The organism is Aeromicrobium sp. (genome assembly GCF_014378035.1).
Taxonomy (GTDB): domain Bacteria; phylum Actinomycetota; class Actinomycetes; order Propionibacteriales; family Nocardioidaceae; genus Aeromicrobium.
Map to the genome: position 1 here is coordinate 1 of NZ_JACMOM010000041.1, position 14,725 is coordinate 14,725.

The following is a 14,725-nucleotide window of genomic DNA, read 5'->3' on the forward strand; positions in this document are numbered from 1 at the left end:
CCCCGCCGGGTGGCCAGTCCCCGCCGAGCTACGGCGGCGCCTCCCCGCCACCTCCGCCCGGCGGCTACCCACCCAACGTCGCCAGCGCGTACCCTCCCCCGCCCGGCGGACAACAGCCGCCGCCGTACTACGCACAGGCCTACGGGCAGCAGCCGTACGGACAGGTCACACCCATGGCCCCCAAGCATCCGCAAGCCGTCACGGCGATGGTCCTCGGCATCGTCGGCCTGACCGGCCTCGGCATCTGCCTGACGTTCTTCGCGGCACCGTTCGCCTGGTGGCTCGGCGCAAAAGCCGTCAGGGAGATCGACGCCAACCCGCAGGCCTACTCGGGTCGCAGCGAGGCAAACGCGGGCAAGATCATGGGCATCATCGGGTCGGTGCTCGGCATCATCGCCATCGTGGGCGTCATCGCCCTGATCTCGATCGGTATCGCGTTCAGCAACTCGTCGGGCAGCTACAGCACCTACTTCATCGGCGGTTCGCTGTAGGTCTCACAGCTCGCAGCCGACGAGCACCGGCTCGTTGACGAGCGTGATGCCGTAGGCGGTACGCACCCCGTCGCGGATCTCGCGAGCGAGCGTCAACAGCTCGGACGTCGTCGCGTCTCCGCGGTTCGTGAGCGCCAGCGCATGTTTGGTCGACACGGTGACCCTGCCAGTGGTGCCGTACCCCCTGCCGAAGCCGGCATGGTCGATGAGCCACGCCGCACTCGTCTTGACGGTGCCGTCAGGCTGCTCGAATCGCGGCGCGTCAGGAGGCAGGGCGCTCGCCATATCGGGCGTCAGCAACGGGTTCGTGAAGAACGAGCCCGCACTCCAGGTGTCATGGTCGGCGTCGTCGAGAACCATGCCCTTGCCCCGACGCAGTGCCAGCACGGCGTCGCGGACGTCTGTGATCGGCGCACGCTCGCCCACCTCGACCCCGAGCGTGCGTGCCAGCTCGGCGTAGGCGATCGGGGCGCTGAGGTCGCCGAGCGGCAGCTGGAATGCCACCGACAGGACGACGAAGCGTTGCGGCTCCGCCTTGAACCTGCTGTGCCGGTAACCGAACCCGCAGTCGATGGAGTGGAAGGTGCGGACGCGGCGGTCGTACCGGTCGTAGGCCCGCACGGACGCGATGGTCTGCGACACCTCCTGGCCATAGGCGCCGACATTCTGGATGGGAGTGGCACCCGTCGACCCGGGTATGCCCGACAACGCCTCGACACCCGTCCAGCCCTCCGCGACCGCGCGGGCGACCACGTCGTCCCACGGCTCACCGGCCGCCACGGTGACAGTGGCCCCGCTGCAGGCGTCGGAGTCGACGGAGATGCCACGGGTCAGCACCCGGACGACGGTGCCGGGCACTCCTTCGTCGGCGACCACGAGGTTGCTACCGCCCGCGACCAGGAGCACCGGGTCACCGGCCTCGTCGGCGACCCGCACCGCGTCAATCAGGTGGTCCTCGGTCGTCGCCTCGATGACGGCGCGGGCCGGACCGCCAAGGCGCAGGGTCGTGAGCTCGGCCAGGTCCATGTCGGCGACGCTAGCAGCCCGGCCGAGGGGGCCGGGAACGACGAAGGCTCCCACCTGCCGGAGCAGTGGGAGCCGTCGCGCGTCAGACAGGTTCAGCGGGTCTCGCGGTGCAGCGTGTGCCGCTTCTCGCGAGGGCAGAACTTCATCAGGTCGAGACGATCGGGATCGTTGCGACGGTTCTTCTTCGTGATGTAGTTGCGTTCCTTGCACTCGGTGCAGGCCAAGGTGATCTTGGGGCGAACGTCTGAGCTCTTGCTGGCCACGAGGGTGCCTCTTCTGAATCGATTGGTGCTGGGGAACGTTGGTGCTGGGTGGTGCCTGTGCAGTTGTGCGGTAGCGGGGGCGGGACTCGAACCCGCGACACCACGATTATGAGCCGTGTGCTCTAACCACCTGAGCTACCCCGCCACGGGCCTCGAGTCGCCCCGCTGCCCAGAGCCCCCTTACGGAATCGAACCGAAGACCTCTTCCTTACCATGGAAGCGCTCTACCGACTGAGCTAAGGGGGCAAGCCGACAGCCAAAGATACATGGCGCGGGGCCCGAAGCGGAAATCGGGGCTGCGTCAGACCATCGAGGAGCCCGTGGGCGTCGCGAGCGCCGCCTCGGGCGGCGGCGGATTTTGCTTCTCTCGCACCTGCGAGCGGTGCCTGAGCGTCCAAGAGATGCCCGGGCGTCGCCGCTGGTGCGTCGCTGACGGTCTAGACGCTGGCGGCAGCGAGTCGTGAGGGCCAGAGCGGGCCCTCGTAGATGAACCCGGTGTAACCCTGCACGAGATCTGCCCCCGCCGCGAGGCGCGCACGCACGTCGTCGGGGGTCGTCACTCCACCGACAGCGATGATCGCGAGCCGATTGCCGACGCGGGCGCGCAGACGCACGAGCACCTCGGTCGCGCGCTCGGCGAGGACCGGCCCGGACAAGCCGCCTGCCCCCGCCGCCTCGATGACGTCGCGCGGGGTGATCAGTGAGTCGGGGCGGGTGATCGTGGTGTTGGTGGCGCTGATGCCGTCGAGACCCAGCTCTAGCGCGAGGTCGGCCACTGCGTCGACGTCGGCGTCGGCAAGGTCGGGGGCGATCTTGACGAGGAGCGGGACGCGGCCACCCGCCGCGCGATCGGCGACATCCTTGACCGCGGCCAGGAGCGGGCGCAGCTCGGACGTGGCCTGCAGGTCGCGCAGACCCGGGGTGTTGGGCGACGAGACGTTGACGACCAGATAGCTCGCGAAGGGGACGAGCAGGCGTGCGCTCTCGACGTAGTCGGCCACCGCGTCATTGGCATCGACGACCTTGGTCTTGCCGATGTTGACGCCGATGACCGCGTCGCGTCCGGCCGGCCTCTTGCGGAGCCGGTGCAGCCTCGACGCCACCTCGGCCGCCCCTTCGTTGTTGAACCCCATGCGGTTGATCACGGCGTCGTCCTCGGCGAGCCGGAAGAGACGTGGACGTGGGTTGCCCCGTTGCGGCCGTGCCGTCACCGTCCCGATCTCGACGTGGCCGAAACCAAGGGCTAGGAGGCTCGGCACCCCGTGGGCGTTCTTGTCGAACCCGGCGGCCAGACCGAAGGCGTTCGGGAACTCGATGCCCATGACCGTGCGCGGCGCGTAGGTGCGACGAACGGCCAGACGGGTGGCGAAGCGTCCGGCCCGGATGGCGGCAAAACCTCGCTCGTGGGCCATCTCGGGATCCATGGAACTGAGGACGTTGTCGAAGAAGGCGCGATAAACCACAACGTCAGGGTATCGGTCGATCGACGGGTACCACCGACGCGCGCACGCCAACGCTGGAAGTGACGTTCTTGCGGCGACACGCCGTCTGGCGCCACAAGAACGTCACTCCCACCGGTTCAGGACTCCCAGCGACTTCAGGACTCCCAGCGACTCAGGCGCGAGATCCGCGCCGGTTGAAGATGCTCCAACCGCCGGGGCCCACAGCGAGGCCGACGACGATGAGCACGATGCCCAACAGGATGCCTCCGTTGATGAGCGTGATGAGCCCATAGATGACCAGGGCTACTGCAATGATCCAGAGCAAAATTCCCATGATGATTCCTTTCAGCGGGGTGGGAGGTCGTTGCGGCGTACGCCGCGATCGCGCTGAGCATTCAGCACGAGGCTCAGCACGATTCCGAGGGCACCGGCAGCCATACAGATGTAGCCGACAGCCACGAGGTCGATACCGGCCAGGCGATCTTGGACGGCGAAGGCCAAGATGGCACCGAAGGCGATGAGGGCGATTGATCCACCGAGGTACATGACATTTCCTTTCATCGAGCGGGCCCGGATGGGATGGACTTCACGCCGTGGCGCAAAGCACCGCCCCACCAAGGTGGAGGTGTTCATCTGGTGCTGCCTCACAGATCGTGAGTGCGACTTCAAGGACGGTCACACCGCCATCGGTGGCTGCCCACACGAGGAGCCCGAGGGCGGTCTCAGAAGTCACGTCGTGCTCGGTCATCAGCGCGGCTTGCGCCTGGATGATGACGTCGACGCTTGTTTGGCACATCTCGGTCCTCCCAAGGCGTGACGTCCGGGTGGTGTCGAGACCACCACTGGTCGACGGGTCGTCGACCAGCATGGGGTTATTACCCCGAGTTGCGCACTCAAAACAATCAGGTAGGCATGCCGTGCGCACCGTGGACTCGGCCTTGCCCGCGCTGTCCAACCGTCCGCGGCGCGGCAGGAGGACGCGTGTCAGCCGATCTGCTCGAACAGGGACACGATGATCCCCTCGGGCCCGCGTATGTAGGCCATACGCACGCTGCCCTCGTACTCGCCGACACCTCCGACGAGCCCGTACCCGTCCGCAGCCACAGCGTCGACGGCCGCCTGGAGGTCGCCGACCTCGAAGGACACGTTGCGCAGCCCCAGCTCGTTGGCCATCGCCGCGGGCGATCCAGACACGTGGTCGGGCTGGACGAAGCTCGCGAGCTCCAGCCGGGTCCCACCAGCGGGCGACCGCAACATCGCAATCTCACAGTGCGCACCCGGGATGCCACAGACGGTCTCCACGAACTCGCCCTCCACGGATCCGGTGCCTTCAACCTCCAGACCGAGCCCGACGAAGAACGCCGTCACCGAGTCCAGGTCTTCGACGGTGATGCCGACGTGATCGAAACGTTTTATGTGTGTCATGTGGCCCATCCTCCGACACTGATGTCGCCAATTCCCCGAGGGAGACGGAAGGCAGAGGGACCGTACGGCCGAGCTCCCGGACCTGAGCGGTCCCGCTGCAACCGGCGGGACCGCGCAGGTGTGAGCTGGACGGGGAGGCTGCTCACACGAACTGGTAGATCAGCCCTGCCATGCCGAAGCCGACGACGGAGAGCACCGTCTCCAGGACGGTCCAGGTCTTGAGCGTGTCCTTGACCGACATGTTGAAGTACTTGGAGACGATCCAGAATCCGCCGTCGTTGACGTGACTGGCGATGATCGAGCCGGCGGCGATGGCCATCACGATCAGGGCCAGCTGGGGCTGGGAGAAGTCGTCGGCGGCCATCGTCGGTGCCAGGATGCCGCCCGTCGTCACGATGGCCACGGTGGCCGAGCCCTGGGCGATGCGAAGGCCGCAGCTGATGACGTAGGCAGAGACGATCAATGGCAGTCCGGCGTCCGCCAACGATCCGGCCACCGCGTCACCAACGCCGGTCGCGGCAAGCACCGCCCCGAAGAACGCCCCCGCGCCGACCACGAGCAGGATCATGCCGATCGGTCGCAAGGACGACGAAGTCAGCTCGGCGAGCTCATCGGTCGTCATGCCGCGGCGGATCCCCAGCAGCCACATCGCCAGCAGGACGGCGATCGTCAGGGCGATCGCGGGCGTGCCGAAGAAGGTGAGCACCGAACGCAGGTTGCCGGCCGACAACGTGGTGTTGCCGAAGGTGCCGCCCAGGATCAGGAGCAGGGGTAGTCCGATGCAGAACAGGACGATCCCGAGGCTGGGTTCACCCAGGGACTTGGCCTCGTCGGATTCCTCGACGATTCGGTCCGCGGGCACGTCGACCATGACCCGCTTGCCGATCCACGTTCCCCAGAGGATGCCCGAGGCGAACCACGCAGGGATGCCGCACGCCAGGCCCATGATGATGATCCAGCCCAGCTCGACGTGGAACAGGCCTGCCGCCGCGACGGGTCCGGGGTGGGGTGGCAGGAACGCGTGCGTGACCGACAAGCCGGCGAGAAGTGGCAGGGCATACAGGGCCAGCGACTTGCCCCCGCGAACTGCGGCGACGTAGACCAGAGGAGCCAGCACGAAGATCCCGATGTCGAAGAAGACCGGGATGCCGAGGACGAAACCGGTCACTCCCATCGCCAGCGGGGTGCCCTTCTCGCCGAAGATCTTGACCAGCCGCCGGAGCAGCACCTCTGCACCGCCGGATCGCTCCAGGATGGCGCCGAGCACGGTGCCGAGCCCGATGATGACGGTGATGTGTCCGAGGATCCCGGCAAATCCCGTCTCGATCAGGGACTCCTTGCTGTTGGTCGGGGAGCCGACGAGCTGTTCGATCGAGAGACCCCCGACGAGGGCCACGAGGACGCCGACCACGAGCAGCGCGATGAAGGGTTCCAGTCGGACCTTGATGATCAGGGTCAGGAGCAGCGCAATGCCAACGCCGGCCAGCAGGAGGAGGCCGGCCGTGTCGTGATGCAGCCAGTGCAGGAAATCAGTCATGGAGAAGTACCTTCTTGGTGGATCGGGTGTTCACGGGTTGGTTCAGGAGGATCTGTTGAGGACCTTGGTGAAGGCGGTTGCCCTGGCTTCGATCTCGTCCCAGTCCGCGGCCGCCACGGATGCTGGCGGGACGACACTGGTGCCACAGCACACGGCGACCGCTCCGGCGTCGAGGTAGGCCGGCGCGTTGTGGGCATCGATCCCGCCGGAGGGAAGGAGCTGCGCATCCGGATAGGGCCCGTGCAGGTCAGTCAGGTAGGCGGGACCGAGCTGGCGGGCCGGAAAGATCTTGACCACGCTCGATCCGAGGTCGATGGCTTGAGCCACTTCGGTCGGGGTCATGGCGCCGAGGCAGAACGGGATTCCGGCGGAGGCGGCGACCTGAGCCACGTCAGGCCGCAGCCCCGGAGTCACCAGGAACTGCGCACCCACGTCGATGGCGGCGCGCGCCTGATCGGCCGTCATGACAGTCCCGACACCCACGACGGCCCCGTGGTCGGCGCTCGTGGCCACGGCACGCTCGACGTGTAGAAGGACGTCGGGTGTCGTGAAGGTCAGCTCGATGCTCCTGATCCCACCTCCCACCAGCGCGCGACACAGCAGAGCCTCATCCGGGATCTCCACCGCGCGGACCACCGCCAGGCAGCGGTCGGCGGCGAGCTGCGCGAAGAACGAGTCGTCAGTCATTGGCTCTGGTGATCCCTTCATGGGTGCGGCGCAGGGCCCGTCCGGCGACAGCACCGGTCGGGTGCGTCGCGTCGATGGCTGTGGTGCCGTTGACGAAGACGTACTCGATGCCGGCGGCGGGTTGTCTCGGATCGTCGAACGTGGCAGTGGCCCCGACCGAGGAGGGGTCGAAGAGCACCAGATCTGCGGCATAGCCTTCGCGGACGAGCCCTCGTCGGTCGAGCCGGAGCCGTGCCGCGGGACGACCCGTGAGGTGGTGGACCGTGTCCTCGAGGGTCATGAGCCCGAGGTCTCGGCAGTAGTGCCCCAGATAGTGCGGAAACGTGCCCCATGACCGGGGATGAGGCTTCGCTCCGACCAGGATGCCGTCGCTGCCTCCGGTGTGGGCACGGTGCACCATGATGGCCCGGACGTTGTCCTCGTGTCCCACGTGCTGCAGGATCCCGGTGGCCATCCGGTCATCGAGCAGGGTCTCGACGAAGACACCGAAGGGGTCTGTTTCCCGCTCAGTCGCGATCTGCTCGATCGTCCTGCCGATGAGGCTCATCAGGTGTGGAGCCTGGACGCCGCTGATCTCGATCGTGTCCCACTCGGCCACCACGCCGTGGCATCCGTCAGACCCGTTGACCTCGACGTCTTCCCTGATCCTGCCGAGGGTCTCCCGGTCGCGGAGCCGGGCGAGCGTCGCTTCGGTGCCACCGGCTGAGGCCCAGCTGGGCAGGATGGCCGAGAGCGTCGTCGCGCCCGCGAGGTACGGATAGGAGTCCAGCGTGATGTCGACACCGTCGTCGAGCGCGGCGTCGATCAGGGCCAGGAGCTCGCCGGCACGGCCTTCGTTCGTCGCGAAGTTCATCGTCGCGTGGGCGAGGTGAAGGGCGCAGCCGGACTCGCGACTCAGCTCGATCATCTCGGCATAGGCCTCGAGCGCGCCCATGCCGTACGACCGATGGTGCGGCGCATAGAAGCCGCCCTTGGCGGCCACGGTCCCGCACAGCGCGGCAAGCTCCTCGGTGCTGGCATACATGCCCGGTGTGTAGGTCAACCCGGAGGACATCCCGATGGCGCCCTCGAGCATCGACGCGTCGATCAGGTCCTGCATCTGCGCGATCTGGTCGGCGCTGGCGATGTCGTCGGAGAGGCCCACGACCCTTGCCCGGACCGTCCCCTGCGGGACGAGGTATGCGGCGTTCGTGGCTATGCCCTCGTCGAGCCGATCCAGGTACTGACGGACCGAACGCCACGAGAAGTCGAAGTCGGCGGGGTCGTCGTTCCAACCGGCGATCTTGTGCCGCATGGCCGCGAGTGTGGTGTCGTCGACCGGTGCGTAGGACATGCCATCCTGCCCGAGCAGCTCTGTGGTCACGCCCTGGCTGATCTTGGCGTAGTGGCTGGGATTGACAAGCAGCTGCAGGTCCGAGTGGGCGTGCATGTCGATGAAGCCCGGGCTCAGCACCAGCGAGGTGGCGTCGATGACCCGATCGGCCCCGACAGCGCCGGACTGGAGAGACGTTGGTCGGGCGATCGTGGCGATGTGTGTGCCGTCCACGAGGACATCGGCGCGTCGGCGCGGTGCTCCCGTGCCGTCGACCAGGGTTGCGTTGCTGATGAGTGTCTTCATGGGCTTAGAAGAACGTCCGGACGAGGCCGACGATGTTCTGGTCGCCCTCGGTCTCGTCGAGGACTGGAATCAGGGTCCACTTGTCCATCGCGGTGCACGGGTGAGAGAGACCCAGACGGACGACGTCACCGACGCTGACGTCGTCCGCGTCCGGGTCGAAGCTCATGAAGCAGTGCTGGTCGTTGATCGCCGTGATGGCTGCCTCTGTCAGCGGGCTCATCGGACCGCCGAGCCTGGAGCTGATGGCCTGCGGACGCGGGAGGCCTTCGTCGAAGGGCAGGTCTCGCTTGCCCGCATCGAGAATGGCCAGACCGGCCTCAGGTTGCGACACGACGCGCGCCCAGCCGAACATACCTGCGCGGAACGGCTCCGAACCGTCTCGGGAGAACGGTGATATCTGGCTGTAGAAGCCGTCGTCGTGAATGATGTAGGCACCGCTGCGGATCATGAGCTCGACCCGGCGTCCGCCCTCTGCGGGCAGGTTGATGCACTCCCCGAGAACGTTCACGACGTTGTCGAAGTAGGCGCTGCCGCCCGCCGTCAGGATGATGTCCGCGCCCTCCTCGTAAAGACCCTCTTCCAAGAGCTTCAGGTGGACCGCCTTCATCTCAGCCAGGTAGGCACCAACCTTGGCGAGGCTGTCGACCGAAGCCGTGTGGGCCAGCGCCCCTTCGTAGCCGCTCACGCCGACAAGGCGCAGGTGATCCGACGTGGCGACCGCTCTCGCAACCTCAAGAGCAGAGGGTTCGCCCCTGGCCCCGGTGCGACCTCCCTCGCCGCCGAGCTCGACCAGGACATCGACGACGCCGCCGGTCGCCGAGGCTTCAAGTGCCTCTTCGATGAGTCGGACCGTGTCGACCGAGTCGACCCAGGAGATGATCATGCATTCCGGACCCGTCTCAGCGGCAACCCATTCGATGGCTCGCGGGTCGGTGAGGCTGTTGGCGAGCTGGAGGCGGCGAACGCCGAAGGCGCGGGCGATCCGGAGCTGCGCGAAGTTCGCGAGCGTGATGCCCCACGCGCCGCGGTCGAGCTGGTCGGCCCACAGCTGTGGCGCCATCGTGGTCTTGCCGTGCGGGGCGAGCAACACCCGATGATCGGCGCACCAAGACGCGAGATGATCGAGGTTCTCTTTGATCGCGCCGGCGTCGAGGGTCAGCAGCGGCGTGTGCAGATCAGCCAGCCGCTGACGTGAGTCCACGAAGCCACGAGCGGTCATGCCGTCCGCTCCGCGAGGCATTCCCTTGTGCCACCAGCCGAGGGCCTCATCGTCGAGACCCGCAAGTTTCTTGGCGTCGATGAAGGGTCCGACAGCGATGAATGGTGTGCTCATGATGGCCCGCCCCCAGCGGTCTCGCAAACACTCTCATGATCAGAATATTTGCGTTGCGTATTTTGCAACGTTAGTTGCAAAATTGATGTGATCTGTCTAACATGGCTTCTGCCACGTGGTCAAGATCGGGCGAGGGAGTTCGGGGACAGATGCCTACAGCTGTGTGTATCGGCGAGACGATGGCGATGTTGACCCCAGCCCTGCGCGAACCCCTGTATGAAGCCACTGAGCTGCTCTTCGGGATCGGTGGCGCCGAGTCCAATGTGGCCATGGGACTGGCGAGCATGGGCGTCGACGCGCACTGGGTCGGCCGGGTGGGGTCCGACGGGTTCGGGACCCGAATCCTGCGCGATCTCCAGGCGCATGGTGTCGGAACCGAGGGCGTCGAGGTGGACCTGGAGCGTCCCACCGGGCTCTACGTCAAAGTCCCGGCGATGGATGGCCCGGCCGACGACGAGGACTCGGTCCTGTACTACCGCCAGGGCTCAGCCGCCTCGGCGATGAGCCCGGACACCCTCGACAACCCGGCAGTCCTCGCCCTGATGGATCAAGCGACCCTGATCCATCTCAGCGGCATCACGGCCGCCCTCTCCCCCGCATGTCTGGCGCTGTCCCGGACAGTCCTGAAGGCTCCGCGAGACGGGCGGACGATCAGCTTCGACGTGAACTGGCGCCCTACATTGTGGGCTGAGCAGGATCGTACGATCCTGCGTGAGCTTGCCGACCTGGCCGATCTGGTGCTGGTGGGCCGGGACGAGGCCGAGCACGCATTCGGCTCGGGTGATGAAGCCGAGCTTCGCAGTCTCCTGCCAGAGCCCTCGATGATCGTCATCAAGAACTCCGACGTCAGCGCGGTCGCGCTGGGCAGGGACGGGACGCGCGTCGAGGTCACCGCACTCACCGTCGACGTCGTCGACGCTGTGGGTGCCGGCGACGCCTTTGCCGCAGGCTGCCTGAGCGGTCTGCTCCTCGGACTGGACGCCGAGGGTTGTCTGCGACGGGGACACATCAGTGCTTGCTGCACGCTCATCGTCAAGGGTGATCGCGGCCCACTCCCCCCTGAAGAAGAGATGACCCGGATCCTCGGTCTCAGCGACATGGAATGGGCGTCGACGACGCTCGCCGAAGGTCGCTTCACAGCCGTCCATACAGGCACAGTGGCCACATGAGTCAAAGCCTCGGCCGCGCACTGGACCTGCTGTCAGAGCTGTCGGAACACCCGTCAACCCTGGACGAGCTCGCCTCCAGGGCATCAGTCCACAAGACCACCGTCATGAGGCTGCTCCGCACCATGCAGGAGAAAGGGTTCGTGGTGCGCGGCGACGACCAGCGCTTCCGACTCGGCTCACGGCTGTTCGCGCTCTCCTCCAAGGCACTCGAGCAGCGACCCATACGCGCCGTCGCGCATCCGCACCTCGCCAGGCTGAACGCCGAGACTGGACACACCGTCCACCTGGCCGCCTTCGAGGGCGATGAGGTGGTCTACATCGACAAGTTCGAGTCCCACTACCCGGTTCGTATGTACTCCCGGATCGGCCTCACCGCCGCCCTCCATTCGGCCGCGGTCGCCAAAGTACTGCTCGCGGACATGCCATTGGGCCAACAGGAGTCGATCGTCCAGGACCTCGACTACGTCAGGCGCACACCGAACACGCTGATGGCCCCCGAGGCGATGCTCGCCGAGCTCGAGCAGGTGAAGAAGCAGGGATGGGCGCACGACAACGCCGAGCACGAGTCGTTCGTCCACTGCATCGCGGCTCCCATCCGCGACGCCGACAGACGCGTTGTTGCGGCCGCCTCCATCACCACGCCGGTCGTGCTGCTCAGCTACGACGAGCTCCTGAAGCTCCTACCCCAACTGATCTCAAGCACCGAGGCCGTCTCTGCGGATCTGGGCTGGGTCAAGACCGAAAGGACCACCGATGAGTGACAAGACCGTAGTACTGACGGATGAAGCACCCGCTCCCGCGCACACCTTCTCCCAAGGGGTCAGGAAGGGTGGGTTGTTCCAGGTCTCGGGACAGGGTCCGATGGATCCAGCGAGCAATCAGTACGTCGGTGCCGGCGACGTCCGCCTGCAGACGCGTCGCACGTTGGAGAACGTCAAGGCGATCCTGACTGCCGGCGGCTCGTCCGTCGAGGATGTGCTGATGTTTCGCATCTACCTCACGACCCGCGACGACTTCGCCGCGATGAACGAGATCTATGGAGCGTTCATCCAGGAGAACGTCCCCAGTGGTGCGCTCCCCAGCCGGACGACGGTCTTCGTGGATCTGCCGCACGAGATCATGCTGGTCGAGATCGACGCCCTGGCCGTGACCGCCTAGTCATCCAGCCAGCCACAATCGCCCGGGGGGTGCGCCTGTGCATGAGCCGAACGGGTTGCAGGGGTTGAGGATCATCGGTCGATGCCGTTCAGAGCGCAAAGGAAAAGCCCCCACCCGCGTCTCCGCAGGTCAGGGGCTCTCCGTCGTGCTGTGGCAGGTGCAGGGTTCGAACCTGCGTAGGCGTTGCCGTCTGATTTACAGGACGACGCCTCTAGGCCTCTGACCCCACCATGGTTCCCGCCGCTGTCGCAGGAGTTTGTCGAGCCGCTGGATCAGTGGCTTTCGGTGCCGGTCACCGTGAAGCTCTTGTCGATCTGCACAGTGATCTCGTCGCCAACCTTGGTGGTGATGTGCGCTTCATAGACGCCGTCGGAGTCGGTCTCGACTCGGTCGATGGTCGCGCCCGGGTTCTTCGCGAGCGCAGCAGCCTTGACCTTGTCCGCCGTCGTCCCCGTCAGAGCAGTCTCACCGCTGTGTCCCTTGCTGCTGTCTGAGCTCGACGAGCTCGACGCGGCCGTGCCGTCCGCTGCGGTTGCAGCGCCCGAGGATGCCAGGACTGCTCCTGCACAAACTCCACCCAGGAGCAGCGCTCCAGCAGCCACGCTCGCCTTCATGTTGATCTTCATGACGGTCGTTCCTTCCGTTGATTGGATTCCCTTCGGATGGAGGGGAACACCACTCATGGTTCGCTGCGTTGCTGGCGGCAGGGTGTCGTGAGCCTGTGCAACCACTGTGCTTTCCGGTATGGCGCTTTCCGGTATGGCGGCACGCAGCAGCGGTGGAACTGGGCAGTCCCCGCAGGAAGGCACGAATCCGGCTCGACAGCTGAGCGCTGGTCCACAGGTTGCTGACAGGATCCTCCTATGAAGCGCCCTGCCAACGCGCGCACACTGACCTGATGAGTTCGTCACTGACCCGCCTCGACGGTTCCCCCTTGCGTGTCCTCGTCGTCGACGACGAGGTCAACATCGCCGAGCTGCTTCAGATGGCACTGCGCTACGAAGGTTGGGAGATCCGGACGGCCCACACGGGGCGCAAAGCGGTCGCGGCCTCCAGGGAATTCGCACCGGACGCCATCGTGCTCGACATGATGCTGCCTGACTTCGACGGTATGGAGGTGCTCCGCAAGGTCCGGGCATTCAGTCCGGGGGTCCCCGTGCTGTTCCTGACCGCCCGTGATTCCGTCGAGGACCGCGTGGCCGGCCTGACCGCAGGTGGCGACGACTATGTCACCAAGCCGTTCAGTCTCGAGGAGGTCATCGCCCGGTTGCGTGGCCTGATGCGTCGGGCCGGAGCGATGGACGCCCGCCCCAACTCGGTCATCACCGTCGGGGACCTCTCCCTCGACGAGGACAGCCGTGATGTGGAGCGCGCCGGCCGTGCTGTCGAGCTGACCGCGACGGAGTTCGAGCTGCTCCGCTTCCTGATGCGCAACCCGCGCCGGGTCATGTCAAAAGCACAGATTCTCGACCGCGTGTGGGACTACGACTTCGGCGGCCAGGCCAACGTCGTCGAGCTCTACATCTCCTACCTCCGCAAAAAGATCGACGCGGGACACGAGCCGATGATTCACACCAAGCGTGGTGCTGGCTACGTTCTCAAACCGGCAGAGTAGAAGCCGTGAGCAAGTTCCTTCCTTCCTCCTTGACCGGCCGACTCATCGTCACGGTCGTGGCGCTCGTGGCGCTCGTGGCCCTGCTCATGGCCACCACGGTGACGCTCGTCATGAGCAACTACCTGAACGACCGCCTCGACGAGAAGCTCGTCCAGTCGATGGAACGAGCCCAGCGCTCGCAGAAGTTCGACGACGGCGACGCTGAAGGTGATGGCGGGCGTCCCAACCCTGGTCGCGGGCAGGACGTCGGACTGATCACCGTCATCCCCGGCTTCCCCGGTTCGATCGTCACCGAGCGAGGAGATGCGCCGAGCGTCTCGACCGCCGACCGTGACCTGCTCGCGGCCGTCTCGGCCGATGGCAAGCCCCGCGACATCGACCTGCCCGCGTACGGCGCATATCGGGTGCTCGCCGCCAAGAGTCTCAGCGACGCCACGTTCGTCGTCGCACTCCCCAAGGACGAGGTCGACTCCACCATCTCAAGCCTGGTCTGGTGGGAACTTTTGTTGGCCCTCGGAGCCACCATGATCGCCGGCGTGGCCGGCCGCGTGCTGGTGCGCCGACAGCTGCAACCGCTACACGCCGTCGCTGCGACGGCCCACGAAGTCACGGCGATGCCGCTGTCATCCGGCCAGGTCGGCGAGACCGTACGAGTCCCCGATGCCCTGACCGATCCGACAACCGAGGTCGGTCAGGTGGGCGAAGCGCTCAACTTGTTGCTCGGCCACGTCGAGGAAGCCCTCGATGCCCGGCACGAGAGCGAGCAGCAAGTACGGCAGTTTCTCGCCGACGCCTCCCACGAGCTACGCACCCCGCTGTCCACCATCAAGGGCTACGCCGAGCTCAGCCGCCGCACCGGACGCGACGACCCCGACCACATTCTCGCCAAGGTCGAGTTCGAGGCCGGACGCATGTCGACGCTCGTCGAGGACATGCTGCTGCTCGCACGACTCGACGCCGG

Annotated in this window: 18 protein-coding genes and 2 tRNA genes; 6 read left to right on the top strand and 14 right to left on the bottom strand. The window is 66.3% G+C overall.

The window, feature by feature from the left end:
* Nucleotides 1-491, top strand: a 491-nt coding sequence (locus H7290_RS02425) for a DUF4190 domain-containing protein (RefSeq protein WP_290512424.1), incomplete at its 5' end; no start/stop codon positions are given.
* Between the two features lie 3 nt (nucleotides 492-494).
* Here H7290_RS02425 and H7290_RS02430 read toward each other — a convergent pair.
* From H7290_RS02430 to H7290_RS02490, 13 genes are all read right to left on the bottom strand, one after another.
* Nucleotides 495-1,517 carry a UDP-N-acetylmuramate dehydrogenase gene (locus H7290_RS02430; protein ID WP_290512425.1) on the bottom strand — a complete coding sequence of 341 codons (1,023 nt, stop codon included), beginning with the start codon at nucleotides 1,515-1,517 and terminating at the stop codon, nucleotides 495-497.
* Between the two features lie 92 nt (nucleotides 1,518-1,609).
* The gene (rpmG, locus tag H7290_RS02435; RefSeq protein ID WP_290512426.1) at nucleotides 1,610-1,780 is read right to left on the bottom strand and encodes a 50S ribosomal protein L33; all 171 of its coding nucleotides are present in this window, start codon (nucleotides 1,778-1,780) and stop codon (nucleotides 1,610-1,612) included.
* A gap of 71 nt (nucleotides 1,781-1,851) precedes the next feature.
* Nucleotides 1,852-1,925 (bottom strand) — tRNA-Met (locus H7290_RS02440).
* A gap of 28 nt (nucleotides 1,926-1,953) precedes the next feature.
* A tRNA-Thr gene (locus H7290_RS02445) sits at nucleotides 1,954-2,026 on the bottom strand.
* A gap of 191 nt (nucleotides 2,027-2,217) precedes the next feature.
* Nucleotides 2,218-3,243: a quinone-dependent dihydroorotate dehydrogenase gene (locus H7290_RS02450; RefSeq protein WP_290512427.1), complete on the bottom strand. Its 1,026-nt coding sequence runs from the start codon at nucleotides 3,241-3,243 to the stop codon at nucleotides 2,218-2,220.
* 151 nt (nucleotides 3,244-3,394) lie between these two features.
* On the bottom strand, nucleotides 3,395-3,556 hold the full coding sequence (locus H7290_RS02455) for a GPGG-motif small membrane protein (RefSeq protein ID WP_290512428.1): 162 nt from the start codon (nucleotides 3,554-3,556) through the stop codon (nucleotides 3,395-3,397).
* Nucleotides 3,557-3,567: 11 nt separating this feature from the next.
* Nucleotides 3,568-3,768, bottom strand: coding sequence for a DUF6458 family protein (locus tag H7290_RS02460; protein ID WP_290512429.1), 201 nt, complete (start codon nucleotides 3,766-3,768; stop codon nucleotides 3,568-3,570).
* 40 nt (nucleotides 3,769-3,808) lie between these two features.
* Nucleotides 3,809-4,090, bottom strand: a complete 282-nt coding sequence (locus tag H7290_RS02465; protein ID WP_290512430.1) for an ANTAR domain-containing protein — start codon at nucleotides 4,088-4,090, stop codon at nucleotides 3,809-3,811.
* A gap of 116 nt (nucleotides 4,091-4,206) precedes the next feature.
* A complete protein-coding gene (locus H7290_RS02470) occupies nucleotides 4,207-4,647 on the bottom strand; it encodes a VOC family protein (RefSeq protein ID WP_290512431.1) in 441 nt (146 codons plus the stop codon).
* Nucleotides 4,648-4,789: 142 nt separating this feature from the next.
* On the bottom strand, nucleotides 4,790-6,184 hold the full coding sequence (locus H7290_RS02475) for a gluconate:H+ symporter (protein WP_290512432.1): 1,395 nt from the start codon (nucleotides 6,182-6,184) through the stop codon (nucleotides 4,790-4,792).
* Nucleotides 6,185-6,226: 42 nt separating this feature from the next.
* Nucleotides 6,227-6,871, bottom strand: a complete 645-nt coding sequence (locus tag H7290_RS02480) for a bifunctional 4-hydroxy-2-oxoglutarate aldolase/2-dehydro-3-deoxy-phosphogluconate aldolase (RefSeq protein ID WP_290512433.1) — start codon at nucleotides 6,869-6,871, stop codon at nucleotides 6,227-6,229.
* Nucleotides 6,864-8,489, bottom strand: coding sequence for an amidohydrolase family protein (locus H7290_RS02485; protein ID WP_290512434.1), 1,626 nt, complete (start codon nucleotides 8,487-8,489; stop codon nucleotides 6,864-6,866). Before H7290_RS02485 ends, H7290_RS02480 begins: the two co-directional genes overlap by 8 nt.
* Nucleotides 8,490-8,493: 4 nt before the next feature.
* The gene (locus tag H7290_RS02490) at nucleotides 8,494-9,822 is read right to left on the bottom strand and encodes an amino acid deaminase (RefSeq protein ID WP_290512435.1); all 1,329 of its coding nucleotides are present in this window, start codon (nucleotides 9,820-9,822) and stop codon (nucleotides 8,494-8,496) included.
* Between the two features lie 149 nt (nucleotides 9,823-9,971).
* On the opposite strand from H7290_RS02490, the gene H7290_RS02495 reads away from it, so the two are divergent.
* From H7290_RS02495 to H7290_RS02505, 3 genes are read left to right on the top strand one after another with little or no spacing between them, the layout of a single operon-like run.
* Nucleotides 9,972-10,991 (top strand): sugar kinase, encoded by a 1,020-nt coding sequence (locus H7290_RS02495; RefSeq protein WP_290512436.1) that lies wholly within the window; start codon nucleotides 9,972-9,974, stop codon nucleotides 10,989-10,991.
* Nucleotides 10,988-11,752 (top strand): IclR family transcriptional regulator, encoded by a 765-nt coding sequence (locus H7290_RS02500; protein ID WP_290512437.1) that lies wholly within the window; start codon nucleotides 10,988-10,990, stop codon nucleotides 11,750-11,752. The genes H7290_RS02495 and H7290_RS02500 overlap by 4 nt, the downstream gene beginning before the upstream one ends.
* Nucleotides 11,745-12,149 (top strand): RidA family protein, encoded by a 405-nt coding sequence (locus tag H7290_RS02505; protein WP_290512438.1) that lies wholly within the window; start codon nucleotides 11,745-11,747, stop codon nucleotides 12,147-12,149. The genes H7290_RS02500 and H7290_RS02505 overlap by 8 nt, the downstream gene beginning before the upstream one ends.
* A gap of 272 nt (nucleotides 12,150-12,421) precedes the next feature.
* Here H7290_RS02505 and H7290_RS02510 read toward each other — a convergent pair whose 3' ends face one another.
* Nucleotides 12,422-12,775 (bottom strand): hypothetical protein, encoded by a 354-nt coding sequence (locus H7290_RS02510; protein WP_290512439.1) that lies wholly within the window; start codon nucleotides 12,773-12,775, stop codon nucleotides 12,422-12,424.
* 272 nt (nucleotides 12,776-13,047) lie between these two features.
* On the opposite strand from H7290_RS02510, the gene H7290_RS02515 reads away from it, so the two are divergent.
* Entirely contained in the window at nucleotides 13,048-13,764 is a 717-nt protein-coding gene (locus H7290_RS02515; protein WP_290512440.1) for a response regulator transcription factor, read from the top strand.
* 5 nt (nucleotides 13,765-13,769) lie between these two features.
* The coding region (locus H7290_RS02520) for a HAMP domain-containing sensor histidine kinase (protein ID WP_290512441.1) at nucleotides 13,770-14,725 on the top strand (956 nt) is incomplete at its 3' end.